Here is a 17,694-nt window from a genome sequence, read left to right as displayed (position 1 = left end):
AAAGAACGATGCAAATGATTTTCCTTAAAAAAACAAAGATACCACAAATACTTTTCTCAGTATTAGTTTTAAGCTCTTGTGGTAATGACAATAAAACAAAAACAGCTACTACTCCTACAGTCGAAGATACATTACCTAAAATGAAGCCGTTAGGTCCTGAAAAGAAAATTTCTCAGGCTTATAAAAATTCGGTAATTGGCAGAATAAATCATTTTTATTATAAAAACTGGCCCAACAACAGCATGAACGGAAGTTTTTTAGTTGCCCGAAATGGTCAGATTATTTACGAAAAATACAATGGTTTTGCCAATAAAAATGAAGGAACTAAAATAACTGCCGAAACTCCTGTGCAAATTGCCTCTGTAAGTAAAGTATTAACGGCAACAGCCATTTTAAAATTGGTGAATGCGGGTAAAATAGATTTAGACCAAAAAGTAAATACAATTTTAAAAACGTTCCCATACGAAGACTGCACGATTAGAATGCTTTTAAGCCATCGCACCGGAATGCGTAATTATGCCTATTTTACAGATCACGATAAATCGGTTTGGGACAGACATAATCAGTTGACAAATAAGGATATTTTAAATCTTTTAGCAACTAAAGATATTGGTTTAGAATCTAAAACCGGAACCCGTTTCAGTTATTGCAATACTAATTATGCAATGCTGGCACTTATCATTGAAAAAATTACCGGCTTGAAATATAAAGAAGCCATGAGCGAAATGATTTTCAAACCTTTAGGAATGACACATACGTATGTTTTTGATGATGACAAAGACAGAAAAACGATTGTTCCATCTTACAAAGGAAATGGTGTAGAAATTGGTTTTGATTATCTGGACAATGTTTACGGAGATAAAAATGTTTTTTCGACAGTACGAGATCTTTTAAAATTTGACCGCGCAAGACAATCACCTGACTTTTTAAAACCTGAATTACTAAAACAAGTTTATACAGGTTACAGCAACGAACGTAAAGGAACTAAAAATTACGGTTTAGGAATTAGAATGATTAATTGGGAAACCGGCCAAAACTATTATTTCCATAATGGCTGGTGGCATGGCAATACCTCATCTTACATTACTTTAATGAAAGAGAATGTTACCATAATAGCGTTGTCTAACAAAATGACAAGAAACACTTATGCTGTCCGCAAATTAGCTCCAATTTTTGGGGATTATCCTTTTAATTTTAAAGACGAAGAATAAAATAGTCATAAAGTCGAAAGTCAAAAGTCTTAAAGTCAAATACTTTAAAAACTTTACGACTTTCAATTTTTGACTTTCTAATTTTTCTGAAAATTTTAGTAGAAAGTAATTTCAAATACTCTAAATTTGCAGACTCATTTTTGGGGTCGACTGGTTTTGACAGCAAGTCGAATTGAACAGTAAGCACGTCGAGCATTGAGACCTTGCTCGTAAATATAAGATCTCAAACTTTTACACGGCGAAAATAATTACGCTTTAGCTGCATAATCCGAATCATAGTAAGATTGCGCCACGTCTCTACAAGGTAGAGAAGCTGGATTCTCCTGGAAAGCCTTGGTTTGTGGCGTTCCGTCAAGGGGAACCGTAAAAATAAACCTAGATATCCATGAGCTTCGGGTGGGTTTCGAAACTAAAGAAGATAAGTGTTCGGTGGCTGTTTCTGGCCTAGCTTGACATCGAAAATCTAATCAGGAAATAAGCGTGTAGAAAGCTCTTTAGTTGCTTGTTTGGACCCGGGTTCGATTCCCGGCGACTCCACAAAAAAGCCTGTAAACTATTTGTTTACAGGCTTTTTTAATGTTAAAACTTAATAAAATAAGTAATTTTCTAATTTTTGCTTTTCAAAAATTGATATAATACCCGAAACATTGAAGTAAAATATAAATATAACTGGCATAATATCTGACAAAAACGATGTTTTATGGTATATTTTTTTATCTTTGAAATTCAGGATTTTTATCCAAATGGCTTTAACTTTGAGCCTTCAGAAAAATTGACACGCATTATGGAACAGAAAATACATCAGGGAAGAAACGTAAAACGTTTCAGAGAAATGCTTAACATAAAGCAGGAAGGGTTAGCTTATGATTTGGGTGAAGACTGGAACCAAAAGAAAATTTCTTTACTGGAGCAAAAAGATGTAATTGAAGAAAATCTGCTGAAACAAATCTCTGCTGTATTAAAAATTCCTGTTGAAGCTTTTCAGAATTTTGATGAAGAACAGGCTGTGAATATTATTTCTAATACATTTCATGACGGAGCAGTTGCGAACAATTCTGGATATATTAATTGTACTTTAAATCCGATTGATAAAATTGTACAAATACACGAGGAAAAAATTGCTTTGTATGAGCGTATGTTGAAAGAGAAAGATGAAATGATGGTGAGGCTTGAGAAATTGATTAATAAGTAATTACCCGATCGCGCGGATTTGTAATCCGTGCCCGCAAAGTATATCTTGACAGATTTAAAAAAGAAAATCCAGTTTTCATTAATATAGGAATGGGCACGGAAAGAATTTCTTCGTTGAGCAGGTAGTATTAATTTATCTCAATTTATTCAAAAGAAAAGCTCTACTATAAATTACTCCAATCTTGTAACTAATTTTTGTTCCATCATTTTAAAATTCTTTTTTGTTAAAGGAAATGCTTTTTCTATAATAGAGGCCCTATCGTTTTTGTAGTATAGATCTAGCACAAACTTACAAAAAGCAGGTTTCGTTAAATTTTTAAGTCCAGAATAAGAAAACATTTCATTCTCATTGAAATACTCTTCTAGTCTTGTATTTTTTTTGTTATCAATACTTTCAAGAATTAGAAATTTTTTACCTTCAATTTCTCCAAATGTTTCTATGGCTTTTTTCAATCTTTCTCTACCCTCATTATCATTATCCCATAGGGCTAGATATTTTTTTCCCAAGAAAATCATGTACGGTATCTGATTAATCATAGAAGAAGCACTTACGCAAGGGAAATATGATAATTTATCTCCTGTAAACATTGTAAACGCATAATAATCATAAATCCCTTCTACTAAAATAATATTTTCGTATTGAAAATCTAATAATGGTGGGCGCACCTCCAAAGCATCAAAAATAGATTGGTATGCTGAATTTTTTTGTGGACGGATAATACCTTTATGATCTAGCTTCTTTAAACTTATTTTTCCCTCTTTTTTTTCTGCTAAACGAATCGAATTAATTGGAATAAATTCAGGATTTAATAAATTATGTGAGTGAGTACAATAAATAACTTTATTGTCAACAGATATATTTTTTAATTGCTCTGCTAATTTATTAAGAGCATAAGTATGAAGATATGAGCCCGGTTCATCTAAAAGATAGACAGTATCTTTATCATTTAAATCTCTTTTTTCAGAATTGTAATGGAGTTTTATCATGAAATTGATATACCAATAAAAACCTTTACTCCTATCAGATATGTCAAAAAATCTTTCTTCCCAATTCCCGTCAATTAAAACTTTTTCTACAATTTTAAACTCCAAATAAGGTAGATCACCACTTTCTACATAATCAATTTCGACATGTATATTGTCATTATGCTCAAACTGATATTTTGACCACTCTTCCAAAAGTTTTTTATTGAATGCATTTTGAACTTCTTTTAGAATACTTTTTCTTAAACTACTATTTTTATTAGGTAGAAGATAAACACTATAATCTTTTTTTGTCACTTTAAAAATCTCATCAATATATGGCAGCCAACCGGAATATGAACTATGATTTTCATCACTCGTTATAAAGATTTTCTCTGGCAGACGATCTCTAAAATCATCAAAATACAGTGTATACGGTAGTTCTCTTACTATTTTTTCACAAATTGAATTATTCGCTTCGACATCTATCAAAGAATTTAAAAATTCAATAGAATATTTTTTAGTACGTAAATCACGTTGAATTAAAAGGCAATTTTCATTTTGTTTTTCGTTTAAAATTTGCAACATCTGGACGGATTCCCAGCCTGAAAATTTATTCAATTCAAAATCTACTTCACTTAAAACAAAATCGCCACCAACAAATGGTACATAGGAGGATTTAAAAGATTCTAGTTCTGATTGAAAAACATCTTCTATTATAGAAAAGTGTTCAAATTCAATTTCAGCACTAATTTTTATTGGTAATTCTATAGTCGAATATAAATTCTCAATATTTTCTAGATGTTTACCTGAGTATTGATTATCATTATTATAATCGAAAGCTAAAATAGCCTCCAAACATGTTGTCTTTCCACTTTCATTTTTACCTATAATTGGAATCAAAGATTCTTTTGATATATTAATTTCAGTAATTTCGCTTATTCCTCTGTAACCATCAATTATGAATTTTTTGTATCTCATATAATTATGTGCAATTTTAGATTGTTTGTCAGTAGTTATTATAAATACACGAAACATTTTACTACAAACGAAAATACAAATTAAAGCTATACACAGAATTACAGGATAGTTTTTTTTTACTTATTAAGCTTTATAGATACAAAAACCCGATCGCGCGGATTTGTAATCCGTGCCCGCAAAGTATATCTTAACAGATTTAAAAAAAGAAAACCAGTTTTTATTAATATAGGAACGGGCACGGAAAGAATTTCCGCGCTATCGTTGTGCATAGACGAGCGATCTGCTGTTGGATTTAGGTTTTAGTTATTTTCTACCAAAATCAGCTGGAATTTCACCCCAAGCTTTTGTTTCCCATTTTAATATTTTGTTGGTAAATTCATTTGAGATTAGCCATTTTTCTGCACGTTCCATAAGTTCAAAAACTTCTTTATTATTTTCTGTTTCTTGAATATTACTTCTGGAAGTTTTATCTCTAATCCAAGATATTGCTATTTTGCTATCAGAATAAATTGGACGTATATCGTTGCTTTTTTTCATATGTGCCAATGCGTGTACTAAAGCTAAAAATTCACCCATATTATTTGATGCATCTTTAAAAGGACCTTGTTTGAAAATTACCCTTTTAGTTTCAGTTTCAACTCCTTGATATTCCATTAAACCTGGATTACCACTACAGGCTGCATCTACAGAGATACTTTTTAAAATAGGTGCACCGATCAATTTTAATTCTTCTTCAGATAGCTCGGATTCAAAAAATGTCTTGCCTTTATAGTTATCATATTCTTCTGAATACGCTTGCTTTGCTAATTCTAAAGATTGAAAAGATTTATATTTGGCACCATTAAAACCATGGATACTTTCCTTACATTCATCCCAAGTTTCGAATATTCCAATTTTTCTACCCTCCCAAACAACGTAAAACTTCTTTTTTGCCATATCTTTTTAATTTATTTACGATTTCGTAATTAAGATTATGCCCAACTTACTTATTCCCTCCATAAAATGATTTCAACTACCAATTTTAAAAGCTATATAGTTCCAGCCTGATCAATGTCCAATACCAAACATACAAAACCTTCATTGTTTTACTTTACGGTTTTCCGTAACTGTATAAAAGGCAAAATACTTCTTTAATAAATAAATTCATAAAGTATAAATACCTGTTTTTAATTTTTATTGAGCATAAAACCAGTTTTTATTAATATAGGTACGGGCACGGAAAGAATTTCCGCGCTATCGTTGTGCATATCCGAGTAATCGGTTTTTTATGGTTTATCTATACGTATTTTACCCCGATACCCGATAGCGCGGATTTGTAATCCGTGCCCGCAAAGTATATCTTGACAGATTTAAAAAAGAAAAACAGTTTTTATTAATATAGGAACGGGAACGGAAAGAATTTCCGCGCTATCGTTGTGCATACGCTATCGTTGCGCATACCCGTTAGCGCAGATTTGCAATCTGTGCCCACAAGCTAAGTCAAGACAGCAGTTGAGTATTTTAAAATAAGTATAATAAAACAACATCTAAATCATTTTCTAAGTTGGAATAATTCCTTGCCGAACTAAAATAATAATCTTCAGCCGAATTAACAGTTTTATCTTTTACAGGATTATTATGGATGTAATCTATTTTTTGCTTAATAAACTTATTGCTATAAATATGTTCTGCATGGTAACCATTTTGCCAAACTTTATAATTCTGATCCTTTTTTAAATGTTCACATGATTTTTGAAAATATTCAAGCATCCATTCTCTTCTACTTTCAGGTTCATTTATTATAGTTTGTATTATTTTTTTTGATGTAAATTTTTTAAAATCTCTAATAATATCAGATAATACAAAACCATTCGTCCCTTTGCAAATCAAATGAATATGACTGCTCATAATACAGTAAGCATAAATTTCCAAACCTTTGTTTTCCTGACAATATTTTAAAGCATTTATTAAAATATTTTTCTGATTTAGTCTTGTAAATATATCTATCCACCCTACAGCAGTTATAGTTATAAAATATGCTTCCTCAGTTGTTGTTGCTTTGTATTTTGTTGACACGCCTTTTTTCTTACAAAAATAAAAAGTATAACGGAAAATTTTAATCTTTTTATTTATGTTTTGAAGAAATTACTTTGCGGGCACAGATTGCAAATCTGCGCTATCGTTGCGGAACTCATTCTGTCAAATGAGAAATTGTAAAATTACGAACAACTTTTATTTTCATATTCTAAAAAGAATCAACACACCTGGAACTTTCGAATTTTTATTACAACAACATCCTCTCAGTAATTATTTTATTAGAAGAAGCATCAATTCCGGTAACTTCGGCATACTTTACATTTGGCAGCCAAAAAGAACCTCCTTCAATGCGCACAAATATTTTTTCTACCTGTATTTTTTTCTGATTTACATTTACAAAAACATGATATTTTTGATCTGAATCTATCTTTTTCAAGGTTAAGGGTAACTTTTTATAGGATACAAATTTAAGCTCAAACTCCTCATTATTTAAGGTCTTACTTTCTATTCCGTATGCAAATTTGCGTTGTACATAACTAAAATCCTTTTTTTCTCCTTTCTCGGCATATCGAATCCAATATGCTTTTATAGGATTGCTTTTGTTTATTTTTCCATTTTCCTGATAGTTTATGGCATAAATAGCAGTGTTTATATTTGGGTCTCGCTGAATGTAAAACAGGATATTATCTACATTTTTAGGCGTTGGGAAATTTAATGGCGATGGATTTTTGGATTGCGCCAATAGGTTTCCAGAAATTATATTTACTAAGATCGTTATAACGATTAGTGATTTTGTAAAATATTTAAATGATATTTTATTCATAACAAGATGTATATATACTAATTTAAACCCGTTGCGTGCAATTATTTTAACACATAGAAACATAGTTGTTAGATGCGGAAAAAAGAATATAAAAAAGAAACTAGTTTCTAACACATAGCTAGCTATGTTTATTTTAAACAAGTGAAACGCCTTTTTTAAGCGTCCTAAACTATGTCTCTATGTGTTGAAATAATTGCACGCAACGGATTAATTTAATTTGATTCGATTGCGTTCTGTTTTTCGTTTACCTTAAAAACCCAATATTTAATTAGTGGATAATTAAATCCATAAGAAACAAAACTATCCGTGATTAATCTCCCGATTCTATAATCGATTTGAAATGATTGTTGCAAAATAAGTGTGCCGAATGATTTTAAGGAAATGCTTCCCAATACAACCAACGCAAATTTAAAAAGCTGACTATTGATGTAGCTGCTATAACCCGATTGATTTTTAAATACCCAAAATCTATTGATGCTGAAATTGATAATGGCGCCAACAGTTCCGGAGATTAGAATAGAAAAGGTAAAATGTAGTTTGAATACTTCTGTCAATAAAATCATTAAGCCATAATCGGTAATGCCGCCTACAAATGCCGCAACTTGTGCTTGTAGAAAAGTGAAAATGGATTTTTTCTTAAACATTTCAGCCTTGGGTTTTATCTTTTAAATCGCCCAGTTTTAAAAGTTTAAAGCTATCTATGGTATTGATTATAAATAACACAATAGTGATTAAGCCAGCCAAATAGGTAATTGATCCGGGAAATAAAACTTCTGCAATTAAAATTAAAGCAATAATAAATCTAAGTTCTGTTGGACCAACAAAACCGGAATCTATACTGTATTCATTTGTAATTTTGTACCGTAACTGGCTGATGATGATTGACCAGCCATACAATGCGACAAAAGCAAAGGCTAATACTTGTGTGCCATTTTCAGCATAAATGTAGTAGCCAAAACCTATAAGTACAATACCAATCCAATCGGCAATAATATCGAGTGCAAAACCGTACCAACGGCGCGGAATATTTCTGTAATAAGCCAGTCTTCCATCTAAAGAATCGCCTAACCAATTTATACTCAAACCGATAATACCCAAAAGCAAATACCAATTTGTTAAATAAGTTCCTAAAACAAAAGCTAAAAAAACTAATCCCGAACCAAGTGTACCAATTAAAGTGAGCAAGTTTGGCGAAATGAATTTAGGCACTTTTGGAAGCAAAAATACAATCGTTAGCTGTTCTGCCCTTTTTAAAATATTAGTTCGCTTACGGTCTGAAAATGTTCTTTGTGCAATTACAGTATAATCTTCAATCTGTGTTTCTTTTCCCATTATTAGCCCAGTATTTATAAGCCAGAAAGTATAACCACTTCTAGCTTATAATTTTTAACTTTATTTTTCTTTGTGTATTTTTAAAAAAATCGGTGGCACTTTTTAGCTTACCTGATCTAACCAGATAACTAAATGCGATAACAAACAGCATAATTATTTAACAATACCTGCAAAACGTTGATAAAAAACCGTTGGACTGTTCTCGTTTTTAGGAGCGTATTTTCCTGCTATAATTGGAATATAAATAACCCTTCTTCTACTCTCTTCGCCACGGATAGATGATTCTGCAACTCTGTGCCACAAACGCCCATCGTGAATGGTTAAATCTCCAGCTTCCGGAGTAATGGAAACTTCCTGTGGATCTGGTTTATTATCTAAAAAGTATTTTTTACGGAAAAGCATTTGATAAATACTCTGCTTATGAGTCCCCGGAATAATTTTAAGTCCGCCGTTTTCAGGTTTTAAAGTACTTAAGTGAATACCCACATTTAGCATCGGGTTTAATTTTCCACCATAAAAAATATCTCTCAAACCATCTGTATGCCAGCCCATTTTAGTAAACTTACTTTCTGGTCCATTGATATAATGATTGAAAACCATTCCGTCTTTTTCTTCCGTTCCTAATCTTGCCCCATCGCCTGCTAATGGTAATAAACCATTAAATCTTGGATCAAGTAAAAGACCGCTTAAGGTTTGATGATGCTGATTGATAAAAGCAAAACGCTGCACAATAGCAGAGCCATCTAAATCTTTTCCATATTTAATTGGAACACCGTTTATTTTTTGAAGGTCATTTTCAATCCATTTTTGCTCCACTTGTTTTGAGGCATCAATGATGGATGAAACCGTTTCCGGGTTTATAAATTTTTTGAAATGGATAAAGCCATGTTCGTTAAAAAAGGCAATTTGCTCATTAGTTAATTGCTCAGTAAGGGTAAAGGTTTTATAAGAAGATCCCATGATAATATAGATTTAATAAATGAAATAATAATGTTTGTAATTTTATCTAAAAGATTGCAACAACAGCAACAACAATACATTAGCATATTTTTGTGCATTCGACCTTTAGGAAAATTAAACATATTTTTTCTTTTATCTGACATACTCTATAGAATTAGTAGAATTTAATACAAACATAATATATATTTTCTCTTTTGCAAAGAATATTTTTATATTTTTTTCGAAAAAAAATTAAATTTTATAAATTCCGGCAGCCGTTTTTTCGATAAATCCCTTTGGTAGTATACGGTTGGCATACACCGAAATAATATTTGTAAAACCCGGAATAACTTCAGATTTTTTGTTGAACATAGCTTTTACTGCCTTTTTTGCAACTTCATCTGGCTGCATATTAAACTTTTCAGCCATTTTGTTTAAAGCACTTAAACCAGCTCTTGCAGCAAAACCAGTATCAACCGGACCCGGACTAAAACAGGTTACTGAAATTGAAGTTTTGGCAAGTTCAAAACGCAAAGCACGCGTAAACGATAAAACAAAAGCTTTTGTAGCCGAATAAACAGCCAGCGTAGGAACGGCCTGATAAGCAGCAGTACTCGATATATTTAAAATGTAAGCTTGTTTTTCTTGTGAAAGCATGGGTACCAATAAATGCGAAAGTTCTACCACTACATTCATGTTAAGCTGCATCATACCCAGCTGATCCGTTAGAGAAGACTGACTAAAATCGCCCCAAATACCATAACCCGCATTGTTAACCAGAATCCCAACTGGATAGTTATTCATTTTTATCCAATCTGTTACTTTTTGAGATGCACCATTTATTGAAAGATCAATTGATAAAATAAAAGCATTGATGCCGTATTTAACTTGAAGATCATTTGATAATGCTTTTAATTCCTCTTCACTTCTTGCAACAAGCAATAATGGATAACCTTGCTTAGCCAATTCATAAGCAATAGATTTTCCAATGCCTTTGCTGGCGCCAGTTATTAAGGCATATGGTTTAGTTTTTTCGCTCATTTTATTAATTTAATTATCAAATATAAAGATTAATTGTAACTCAGTGTCTCGAAAATAACTTTTTAAAGTGTCTAACTATTCAATTACAAGACCACCTTTTTTATATAAAAATATCTCTTTAGCCCATTATAATAAGGCTTTAACGTGTAAAAACATAAATCTTTAATTAACTTTGTTGTTATCAAAAATCCTATATAAAGTCATTGATATTTTAAAACTTATAATTAACTGATTTTAATTTCATAAATGTTAACTGATATTATTAAAGAAGATCTCACTGTACTTTTTTGCGGAATTAATCCCGGTTTAAAATCAGCAGCAGATGGACATCATTTTTCGGGAAGAAACAATCGATTTTGGAAGGTATTACATCAAGCTGGTTTTACTCCACATCAAATAGAAGCTATAAACGATATTGACATTTTAATTCTTGGATATGGTCTGACTACTGCAGTAGCAAGAGCAACTTCTCGTGCAGATCAACTTTTAAAAGAAGAATTTGATGATTCTATTGAAATTTTCAGAAAAAAGATAAAAAAATTCCAACCTAAATATATTGCTTTTCTTGCTAAAGCAGCTTACAAAGCTTTTTCTGGTAAAAAGCAAATCACGTGGGGATTACAATCTGAAGATTTTTGCGGAGCTAAGGTTTGGATATTACCTAATCCTAGTGGTTTAAATCGTGGATTTACACTTAGTGATCTCGTTATTTCATATTCAGAATTATATAAAACAATTATTAGCTAAATAAAAAACTCCTAGATATTTGCGAAATAGGCACATCATTAGCATTTCCTTCAAAAGGATTTCGGTGCTCTCTCCTACTTGTCCGAATGAAGTATACATCCAGGAAATAATAACACTAAACGGAATTACAAGCCAAACCATATTTCCTTGCGCAATTCCGGTAACCATTTCGTTTATTTTATCAAATTTATTTTTAATTTAGAATCCGCTATAAGTCAACTAATTAATTTCAGAATTAAGACAAAATCAGATGCAGATTTTACCTTCCGCCAGTTTAGCGCCATATATAAAAAATTATACTGTTGTTACGATCGAAAAAGATCTTGACAATGAAGTGTTTTATCCAAGCGGTTATGTAGATTTCATTATCAATATTTCTGAAGGAATGGCGGCTACTATTATTAATGGCAGACGAAAAGATACTCCGGCAATTGAACTTTTAGGACATTTAACCCTTCCTACCCGACTTTCGGTTGCAAAAGGAACTTCGGTACTTATTGCACGGATTTATCCGCATGCGAGTGCGTTGTTTTTCTCTGATCCATTATCAGAATTTACAAATTATGCTACCGATATGTACGATGTCGCACAAACTGAAAACAGGGAATTATACGAAAAAATAATGGAGGCAGATGGTCTTGCCTCCAAAATCAATATTTTAGAAAATCACTTTCTGCTGCAGCTCAAAAAAAACGAAACCCGATTAAAGAAAGTATCGATGCTTCAAGGTCTCAGTCAAAATCTTTATGTAACTAATTCGTTAGATCTGCCTGCAATGGCACAGCATTCAGGATTATCAGAAAGATATATTCAAAAACTTTATTTGTCCAATATTGGAATAAGTCCTTCGGCATTTAATTCTGTAATTCGTTTTAACAAAAGCCTGCATTTAGTTCTTAATACTTCTGAATCGTTAACTACTATAGCCTACGACTGCGGATATTATGATCAGGCACATTTTATAAAAGAGTTTAAAAAATTTACAGGCATTACTCCTTTTGCATCAAGAGCTTCGTTAATAAAAAATGGAACCGATTTTCAAGAAGCTGTCAATGTAGGTTTCTAGGTTTACTTAGCAGGATGGTTACTGCTAAACATATCGCGGTGCATTTTCCAGCCGTCTTTTGTTTTCTTCCAAATAACAATTACTTTTCCATCGTCTAATTTTTTACCTTCAAGATCAGTCATTTCATAATAACTTTCTTCTGTTACAGCTGTTTTGCCATCTCCATATAAATTTTGAATGGTAAACTTAACCTGTACTTTTGGACCGTCTTTAAAAAACGCAGCAATTTGTTCACTTCCGCATATTGGCGCAGCATTTGGAGGAAACAAACAGGCATCATTGGTATACCTTGTTAGAATTGATCCGCCGTTTTTATTAGCGAGATCTGCATAAATTGCATTGCTGGCTTCTATAATCTTTCTGACGTTTTTCAATTCAGAATTTGAGTTTTGCGCATTACACCAAAAGGTAAGCAGCAGTAATCCGTTTAAAATAAGTGCTCTTTTCATCTTAAATAATTTTTTCTCAAAGTAATTCATTCCTTTGAGCGAAAAATTGTAAAATAACGAACAACTTTTGTTTTGATTTTCAAACGGACTTAAAACTCAAAATAAGTTTAATTTCAACACTTAAAAAAGTATCACAATATACCCTAAAAGTGAACTATTTTACTCCTAATGTTTCAGCATTTTTCTCTAACTTAGCGGTCTACATTTTAAAATGTAAGATTAAAATAAACTTTGTTTTTCTGCAAAACATTGATTGAAAAAGAATTACCATACTTTCTCTTACTTTTTGCTGCAAAAACATACTTCTAATAATTTAGTTAATTAAAAACTATGAGCAAATTTGATTTTGGAATTGTAGGACTCGGCGTAATGGGTCGTAACCTACTTTTAAATATTGCAAGCCATAACTTTGCGGCTGCAGGTTTAGACTTAGACACTGAAAAAGTCAACTCACTTCAACAAGAAGCCGATTCTGATCATACAATTGAAGCAACTACAGATGTGAAGCATTTTGTAGAGCTTATTCAACAGCCAAGAGCGATTATGTTATTGGTTCCTGCGGGAAAACCGGTGGACAGCGCAATCGCAAGTTTATTACCGCATTTAGATAAAGGAGATATTATAATCGATGGCGGAAATACTTTTTTTACGGATACTGACAGAAGATTTTTAGAATTATCTGAAAAAGGGATTCATTTCTTCGGAATGGGAATTTCTGGTGGAGAAAAAGGCGCTCGTTTCGGTCCTGCAATGATGCCGGGCGGTGATCAAAAAGCATACGAAAGACTTCGCCCTATTTTTGAAGCGATTGCTGCAAAAGTAGACGGTGAGCCTTGTGTAGAATATTTAGGAAATGGTTCTGCCGGAAACTATGTAAAAATGGTTCATAACGGAATTGAATACGGAATCATGCAGTTGATCTCTGAGATTTATGACCTTATGAAAAGAGGTTATAATCTGGATGATGAAACGATTCAGAAAACTTTTGAAGAGTGGAACCAAACGGATGATCTTAGATCGTATTTAATTGAAATTACCGGAAAGATCCTGAAACAAAAAGATGAAGACGGAAGTCTGTTAATCAATAAAATTTCGGATTGGGCAAAATCTAAAGGAACAGGAAAATGGACTTCGCAAAACGCAATGGATTTGCAGGTTCCGGTTCCAACTATCGACGCGGCGGTTAACATGCGCGATATGTCTAAAACCAAACCTGAAAGAATTGAAGCGGCTAAAAAATTAGTTTGGAACGCTGCAGAAAGTAATGTAAATACAAGTGAAGCAATTGCTGCCTTAAAATCGGCATTATACCTTTCTATTGTTGTGACTTATGCACAAGGATTGGCTCAGCTTCATACCGCTTCTAAAGAATATAATTACGGATTAAACTTAGAAACTGTTGCTAAAATATGGCGCGGCGGCTGTATTATTCGTGCGACTATTTTAGAAGATTTCAGAAAAGCATATGTTACAAAATCAGATTTACCAAATTTACTTTTGGATGCTGGAATCGCTTCAAAATTATCAGAGAATCAAGCCGGAATGAGAACTGCTGTTCAGTTTGCAATTCAAAAAGGATTACCTGTGGCAGGATTGATGAATTCATTAGCGTATTTTGATGCTTACAGATCTGCAAATCTGCCAACAAATTTAATTCAGGCGCAGCGTGATTTCTTCGGGGCGCATACTTACGAACGTATCGACAAAGAAGGAGTTTTCCATACACAATGGTCTGAATAAGCAACTTAAAGCAACACAACTACACACAATGACTAAAAATAAACTTAAGAATCCAACAATCATCGTGATTTTTGGAGGAACCGGAGATTTAGCAAAGAGAAAGCTCTTTCCCGCTTTTCAAAATCTGTATCTTGACGGACGTATGTCTGAAAAGTTTCAGATTATTGCTCTTGGTAGAGCAGAAAAAGCCAATGAAGATTTTCGCAGTTATGTATTAGAAAACCTAAATACTTTTTCAAGAAGAAAAGGAATTTCTGATCCTGGAACTGAAAAATTTCTTTCGCACATAACCTATCACAGTCTTGATATTGACAAAGAAGAATCTTATATCGGATTAAACGAAAAAATCAACAATTTTGATCTGGCTTTTGGTGAACGTGCTAATCGTCTTTTCTATCTTTCGATTACGCCTTCTTTCATTTCGACAATTTCAAGCAATATCAAAAAGATTGGACTTGCTGCAAATCCGAAACAAGATCGCATCATTATCGAAAAACCTTTTGGTTACGATAAAGCTTCTGCGATTGAATTGAACGAAATGCTTTCTGAAACTTTCAAAGAAGAACAGATTTACAGAATTGATCATTATTTAGGTAAAGAAACGGTTCAGAATATTTTGGCTTTCCGTTTTGGAAATTCCATGTTCGAACCTTTATGGAGCCGTAATTTTATTGATTTTGTCCAAATTACCGTTGCAGAAGAAGTGGGCGTTGAAGAACGAGGCGGATTCTACGAAGGTGTTGGGGCATTAAAAGATATGATTCAGAACCATTTGCTTCAAATTTTATGTATGACGGCTATGGAAGCACCTGCTTCATTAAATGCCGATGATATTCGTAATCGTAAAGCCGATGTTTTGAAATCTATTCGCCGCATTAAACCGGAAGAAGTAGATCATTATATTGTAAGAGGTCAATATGGTGCAGGAGAAATAAAAGGAGTTCCGGTTCCGGGATATCGTGAGGATAAAGGAATTGCACCAGACTCTAATACAGAAACTTATGTGGCAATGAAAATTTATCTGGACAACTGGAGATGGCAGGGAATTCCGTTTTATTTACGTTCCGGAAAAAGAATGGAAGAAAAACAATCTTCTATTATTATCCAGTTCAAACCAGTGCCGCATTCTGCTTTTTCTTATGGTAAAGAAGGAATGACACCAAACCGATTGATTATCAATATTCAGCCTGCTATGGACATTAAATTGCAGTTTATGACTAAAAAACCGGGGCTTTCGCTTTCGTTAAGACCTGCAGAAATGGTTTTTGACTATTTCTCTTGTTCTACAATGTCGCCGGAAGCTTATGAAACATTAATTGCAGATGCATTGTTAGGAGATCCTACCCTATTTATGCGCTGGGATCAGGTAGAAGAAGCCTGGGATGCTATTGATACGATTCAACAAGTATGGAAAACTACGGCGCCAATTGGTTTTCCTAATTACAAAGCAGGAAGCTGGGGGCCTGAAGAAGCTGACGAATTGTTGGCCCGCCAAGGACACAAATGGATTCCGAATACACAAACAAAAGAAGAAGTTTTAAATGATACAGATTTATAATACAACAGAAGAAATTAATACGAAAGCAGCGGACCTTTTTGTGGAATCAGCTCAGAAAGCTATTGCCGAAAAAGGTAAATTTACTGCTGTTCTTACCGGAGGTTCTTCTCCTGCAGGAATTTACAAGTTATTAGCTTCTGATGCTTACAAAACAAAAATTGACTGGAGTAAAGTTTTTATATTTTGGGGCGACGAACGCTGGGTTCCGCTAAATGATGATTTGAGTAATGCAAAAATGTCTTACGCAACCTTATTAAGCCACGTTCCTATTGCGGCAGAAAACATTTTTGAAATGTACAAAGATGGTGTTACGCCAGAAGATTTTGCGGTTACTTACGAGCAATCTATTAGAACTGTTTTAGGTAATGAAGGAAAATTTGACCTTATCTTATTAGGAATGGGAGACGACGGACACACGGCTTCTCTTTTCCCTGGTGAAGCGGTATTAAACGAACAAACTAAATGGGTTGATGCTTATTATTTAGCTCCTCAAAAAATGTATCGCATTACGCTGACTGCACCGCTAATCAATAAAGCGGAGAAAATCGTCGTAGTTGCTTTTGGAGAGAAAAAAATAAATGCTTTAAAAGAAGTAACAACCGGAGAATTTAATCCAACACTGTACCCGATGCAATTGATTAAACCAGTTTCTGGAGAATTAGTATTTCTTGTAGATAAAATTGCTGCGGGAACGAATTAGGAAATTTGTTTTATAACATATATTAAAAATCCTGTAAACGTAATGTTTACAGGATTTTTTTATTTTATATATTTCTTTGTTCCATAGGAACATCTCGTCGGTAGAAAAATTATATTGTTATCATCGTTTATGTTCTGAAGGAACGTTGATTTTTGCATAGTTTTTTAATAATCGGGCACATCAAACGTTCCTACGGAACGTAAATGCGACGACCTTTATTTTATCTACCAACGAGACATTCCTATGGAATGTAACGGGATATCAAAAAATAACAAGTTATATATCTTTGTTCCGTAGGAACATATCGTCGGTAGAAAAATATATTGTTATCATCGTTTACGTTCTGTAGGAACGTTTGATTTTGACATCGTTTTTTAATAATCTGGCATATCAAACGTTCCTACGAAACGTAAATGCGACGACCTTTATTTTATCTACAAACGAAACATTCCTATGGAATGATAACAGGATATCAAAAAATAACAAGTTATATCTCTTTGTTCCGTAGGAACATTTCATTGGTAGAAAAAATATATTGTTATCATCGTTTACGTTCTGTAGGAACGTTTGATTTTGCATCGTTTTTTAATAATCAGGTATTTCAAACGTTCCTACAGAACGTAAATGCGGCTGACCTTTATTTTTGCTACCAACGAAACATTCCTATGGAATGATAACGGGATATCAAAAAATAATAAGTCATATCTCTTTGTTGCGTAGGAACATCTCGTCGGTAGAAAAATTATATTGTTATAATCGTTACGTCCCGTAGGAACGTTTGATTTTGACATCGTTTTTTAATAATCGGGCATTTCAAACGTTCCTACGGAACGTAAATGTAGCTGACTTTTATTTTATCTACCAACGAAACATTCCTATGGAATGATAACGGGATATCAAAAAATAATAAGTCATATCTCTTTGTTCCGTAGGAACA

General features: G+C 33.0%; 16 protein-coding genes and 1 other RNA gene. 8 read left to right on the top strand and 9 right to left on the bottom strand.

Annotated features, from left to right (window positions below; translation table 11 throughout):
- Window positions 1-8: 8 nt before the first annotated feature.
- From FLAPXU55_RS13220 to FLAPXU55_RS13210, 3 genes are all read left to right on the top strand, one after another.
- Entirely contained in the window at window positions 9-1,211 is a 1,203-nt protein-coding gene (locus FLAPXU55_RS13220; protein ID WP_180858215.1) for a serine hydrolase domain-containing protein, read from the top strand.
- Between the two features lie 142 nt (window positions 1,212-1,353).
- Window positions 1,354-1,751: a transfer-messenger RNA gene (ssrA, locus tag FLAPXU55_RS13215) on the top strand.
- Between the two features lie 244 nt (window positions 1,752-1,995).
- Window positions 1,996-2,403: a helix-turn-helix domain-containing protein gene (locus FLAPXU55_RS13210; protein ID WP_180858457.1), complete on the top strand. Its 408-nt coding sequence runs from the start codon at window positions 1,996-1,998 to the stop codon at window positions 2,401-2,403.
- A gap of 170 nt (window positions 2,404-2,573) precedes the next feature.
- Here the strand turns inward: FLAPXU55_RS13210 and FLAPXU55_RS13205 are convergent, their stop codons facing one another.
- From FLAPXU55_RS13205 to FLAPXU55_RS13170, 8 genes are all read right to left on the bottom strand, one after another.
- On the bottom strand, window positions 2,574-4,346 hold the full coding sequence (locus FLAPXU55_RS13205; protein WP_180858214.1) for an AAA family ATPase: 1,773 nt from the start codon (window positions 4,344-4,346) through the stop codon (window positions 2,574-2,576).
- 303 nt (window positions 4,347-4,649) lie between these two features.
- Window positions 4,650-5,282 carry a ribonuclease H1 domain-containing protein gene (locus FLAPXU55_RS13200; RefSeq protein ID WP_053474252.1) on the bottom strand — a complete coding sequence of 211 codons (633 nt, stop codon included), beginning with the start codon at window positions 5,280-5,282 and terminating at the stop codon, window positions 4,650-4,652.
- Window positions 5,283-5,846: 564 nt separating this feature from the next.
- Complete coding sequence (locus tag FLAPXU55_RS13195) at window positions 5,847-6,401, bottom strand: REP-associated tyrosine transposase (protein ID WP_053474251.1); 555 nt, start codon at window positions 6,399-6,401, stop codon at window positions 5,847-5,849.
- A 208-nt stretch (window positions 6,402-6,609) separates the two neighbouring features.
- On the bottom strand, window positions 6,610-7,185 hold the full coding sequence (locus tag FLAPXU55_RS13190) for a DUF4833 domain-containing protein (protein WP_180858212.1): 576 nt from the start codon (window positions 7,183-7,185) through the stop codon (window positions 6,610-6,612).
- Between the two features lie 212 nt (window positions 7,186-7,397).
- Entirely contained in the window at window positions 7,398-7,829 is a 432-nt protein-coding gene (locus tag FLAPXU55_RS13185; protein ID WP_180858210.1) for a GtrA family protein, read from the bottom strand.
- A 1-nt stretch (window position 7,830) separates the two neighbouring features.
- Window positions 7,831-8,517 (bottom strand): CDP-alcohol phosphatidyltransferase family protein, encoded by a 687-nt coding sequence (locus FLAPXU55_RS13180; RefSeq protein WP_180858208.1) that lies wholly within the window; start codon window positions 8,515-8,517, stop codon window positions 7,831-7,833.
- 153 nt (window positions 8,518-8,670) lie between these two features.
- Entirely contained in the window at window positions 8,671-9,477 is an 807-nt protein-coding gene (locus FLAPXU55_RS13175; RefSeq protein WP_053474248.1) for a phytanoyl-CoA dioxygenase family protein, read from the bottom strand.
- A gap of 231 nt (window positions 9,478-9,708) precedes the next feature.
- The gene (locus FLAPXU55_RS13170) at window positions 9,709-10,497 is read right to left on the bottom strand and encodes an SDR family NAD(P)-dependent oxidoreductase (RefSeq protein ID WP_180858206.1); all 789 of its coding nucleotides are present in this window, start codon (window positions 10,495-10,497) and stop codon (window positions 9,709-9,711) included.
- 246 nt (window positions 10,498-10,743) lie between these two features.
- Here FLAPXU55_RS13170 and mug point away from each other — a divergent pair, with 246 nt between their 5' ends.
- Together mug and FLAPXU55_RS13160 are read left to right on the top strand one after the other, a co-directional pair.
- Complete coding sequence (gene mug / locus FLAPXU55_RS13165) at window positions 10,744-11,244, top strand: G/U mismatch-specific DNA glycosylase (protein ID WP_180858204.1); 501 nt, start codon at window positions 10,744-10,746, stop codon at window positions 11,242-11,244.
- A 250-nt stretch (window positions 11,245-11,494) separates the two neighbouring features.
- Complete coding sequence (locus FLAPXU55_RS13160) at window positions 11,495-12,310, top strand: helix-turn-helix domain-containing protein (protein ID WP_180858202.1); 816 nt, start codon at window positions 11,495-11,497, stop codon at window positions 12,308-12,310.
- A gap of 2 nt (window positions 12,311-12,312) precedes the next feature.
- On the opposite strand, the gene FLAPXU55_RS13155 is transcribed toward FLAPXU55_RS13160, so the two are convergent.
- Window positions 12,313-12,759 (bottom strand): YybH family protein, encoded by a 447-nt coding sequence (locus tag FLAPXU55_RS13155; protein ID WP_235992048.1) that lies wholly within the window; start codon window positions 12,757-12,759, stop codon window positions 12,313-12,315.
- A gap of 330 nt (window positions 12,760-13,089) precedes the next feature.
- Between FLAPXU55_RS13155 and gndA the strand changes: the two genes are divergently transcribed.
- From gndA to pgl, 3 genes are read left to right on the top strand one after another with little or no spacing between them, the layout of a single operon-like run.
- Window positions 13,090-14,499 carry an NADP-dependent phosphogluconate dehydrogenase gene (gndA, locus tag FLAPXU55_RS13150; RefSeq protein ID WP_180858198.1) on the top strand — a complete coding sequence of 470 codons (1,410 nt, stop codon included), beginning with the start codon at window positions 13,090-13,092 and terminating at the stop codon, window positions 14,497-14,499.
- Between the two features lie 28 nt (window positions 14,500-14,527).
- Window positions 14,528-16,057 carry a glucose-6-phosphate dehydrogenase gene (gene zwf, locus FLAPXU55_RS13145; RefSeq protein ID WP_180858196.1) on the top strand — a complete coding sequence of 510 codons (1,530 nt, stop codon included), beginning with the start codon at window positions 14,528-14,530 and terminating at the stop codon, window positions 16,055-16,057.
- Window positions 16,041-16,757, top strand: coding sequence for a 6-phosphogluconolactonase (gene pgl / locus FLAPXU55_RS13140; RefSeq protein ID WP_180858194.1), 717 nt, complete (start codon window positions 16,041-16,043; stop codon window positions 16,755-16,757). The genes zwf and pgl overlap by 17 nt, the downstream gene beginning before the upstream one ends.
- The last annotated feature ends 937 nt before the right edge of the window (window positions 16,758-17,694 follow it).

Source organism: Flavobacterium panici, from assembly GCF_903819335.1.
Lineage (GTDB): Bacteria > Bacteroidota > Bacteroidia > Flavobacteriales > Flavobacteriaceae > Flavobacterium > Flavobacterium panici.
Note: the sequence above shows the minus strand (reverse complement) of the source record. Positions and strands in the feature narration are given on the sequence as shown.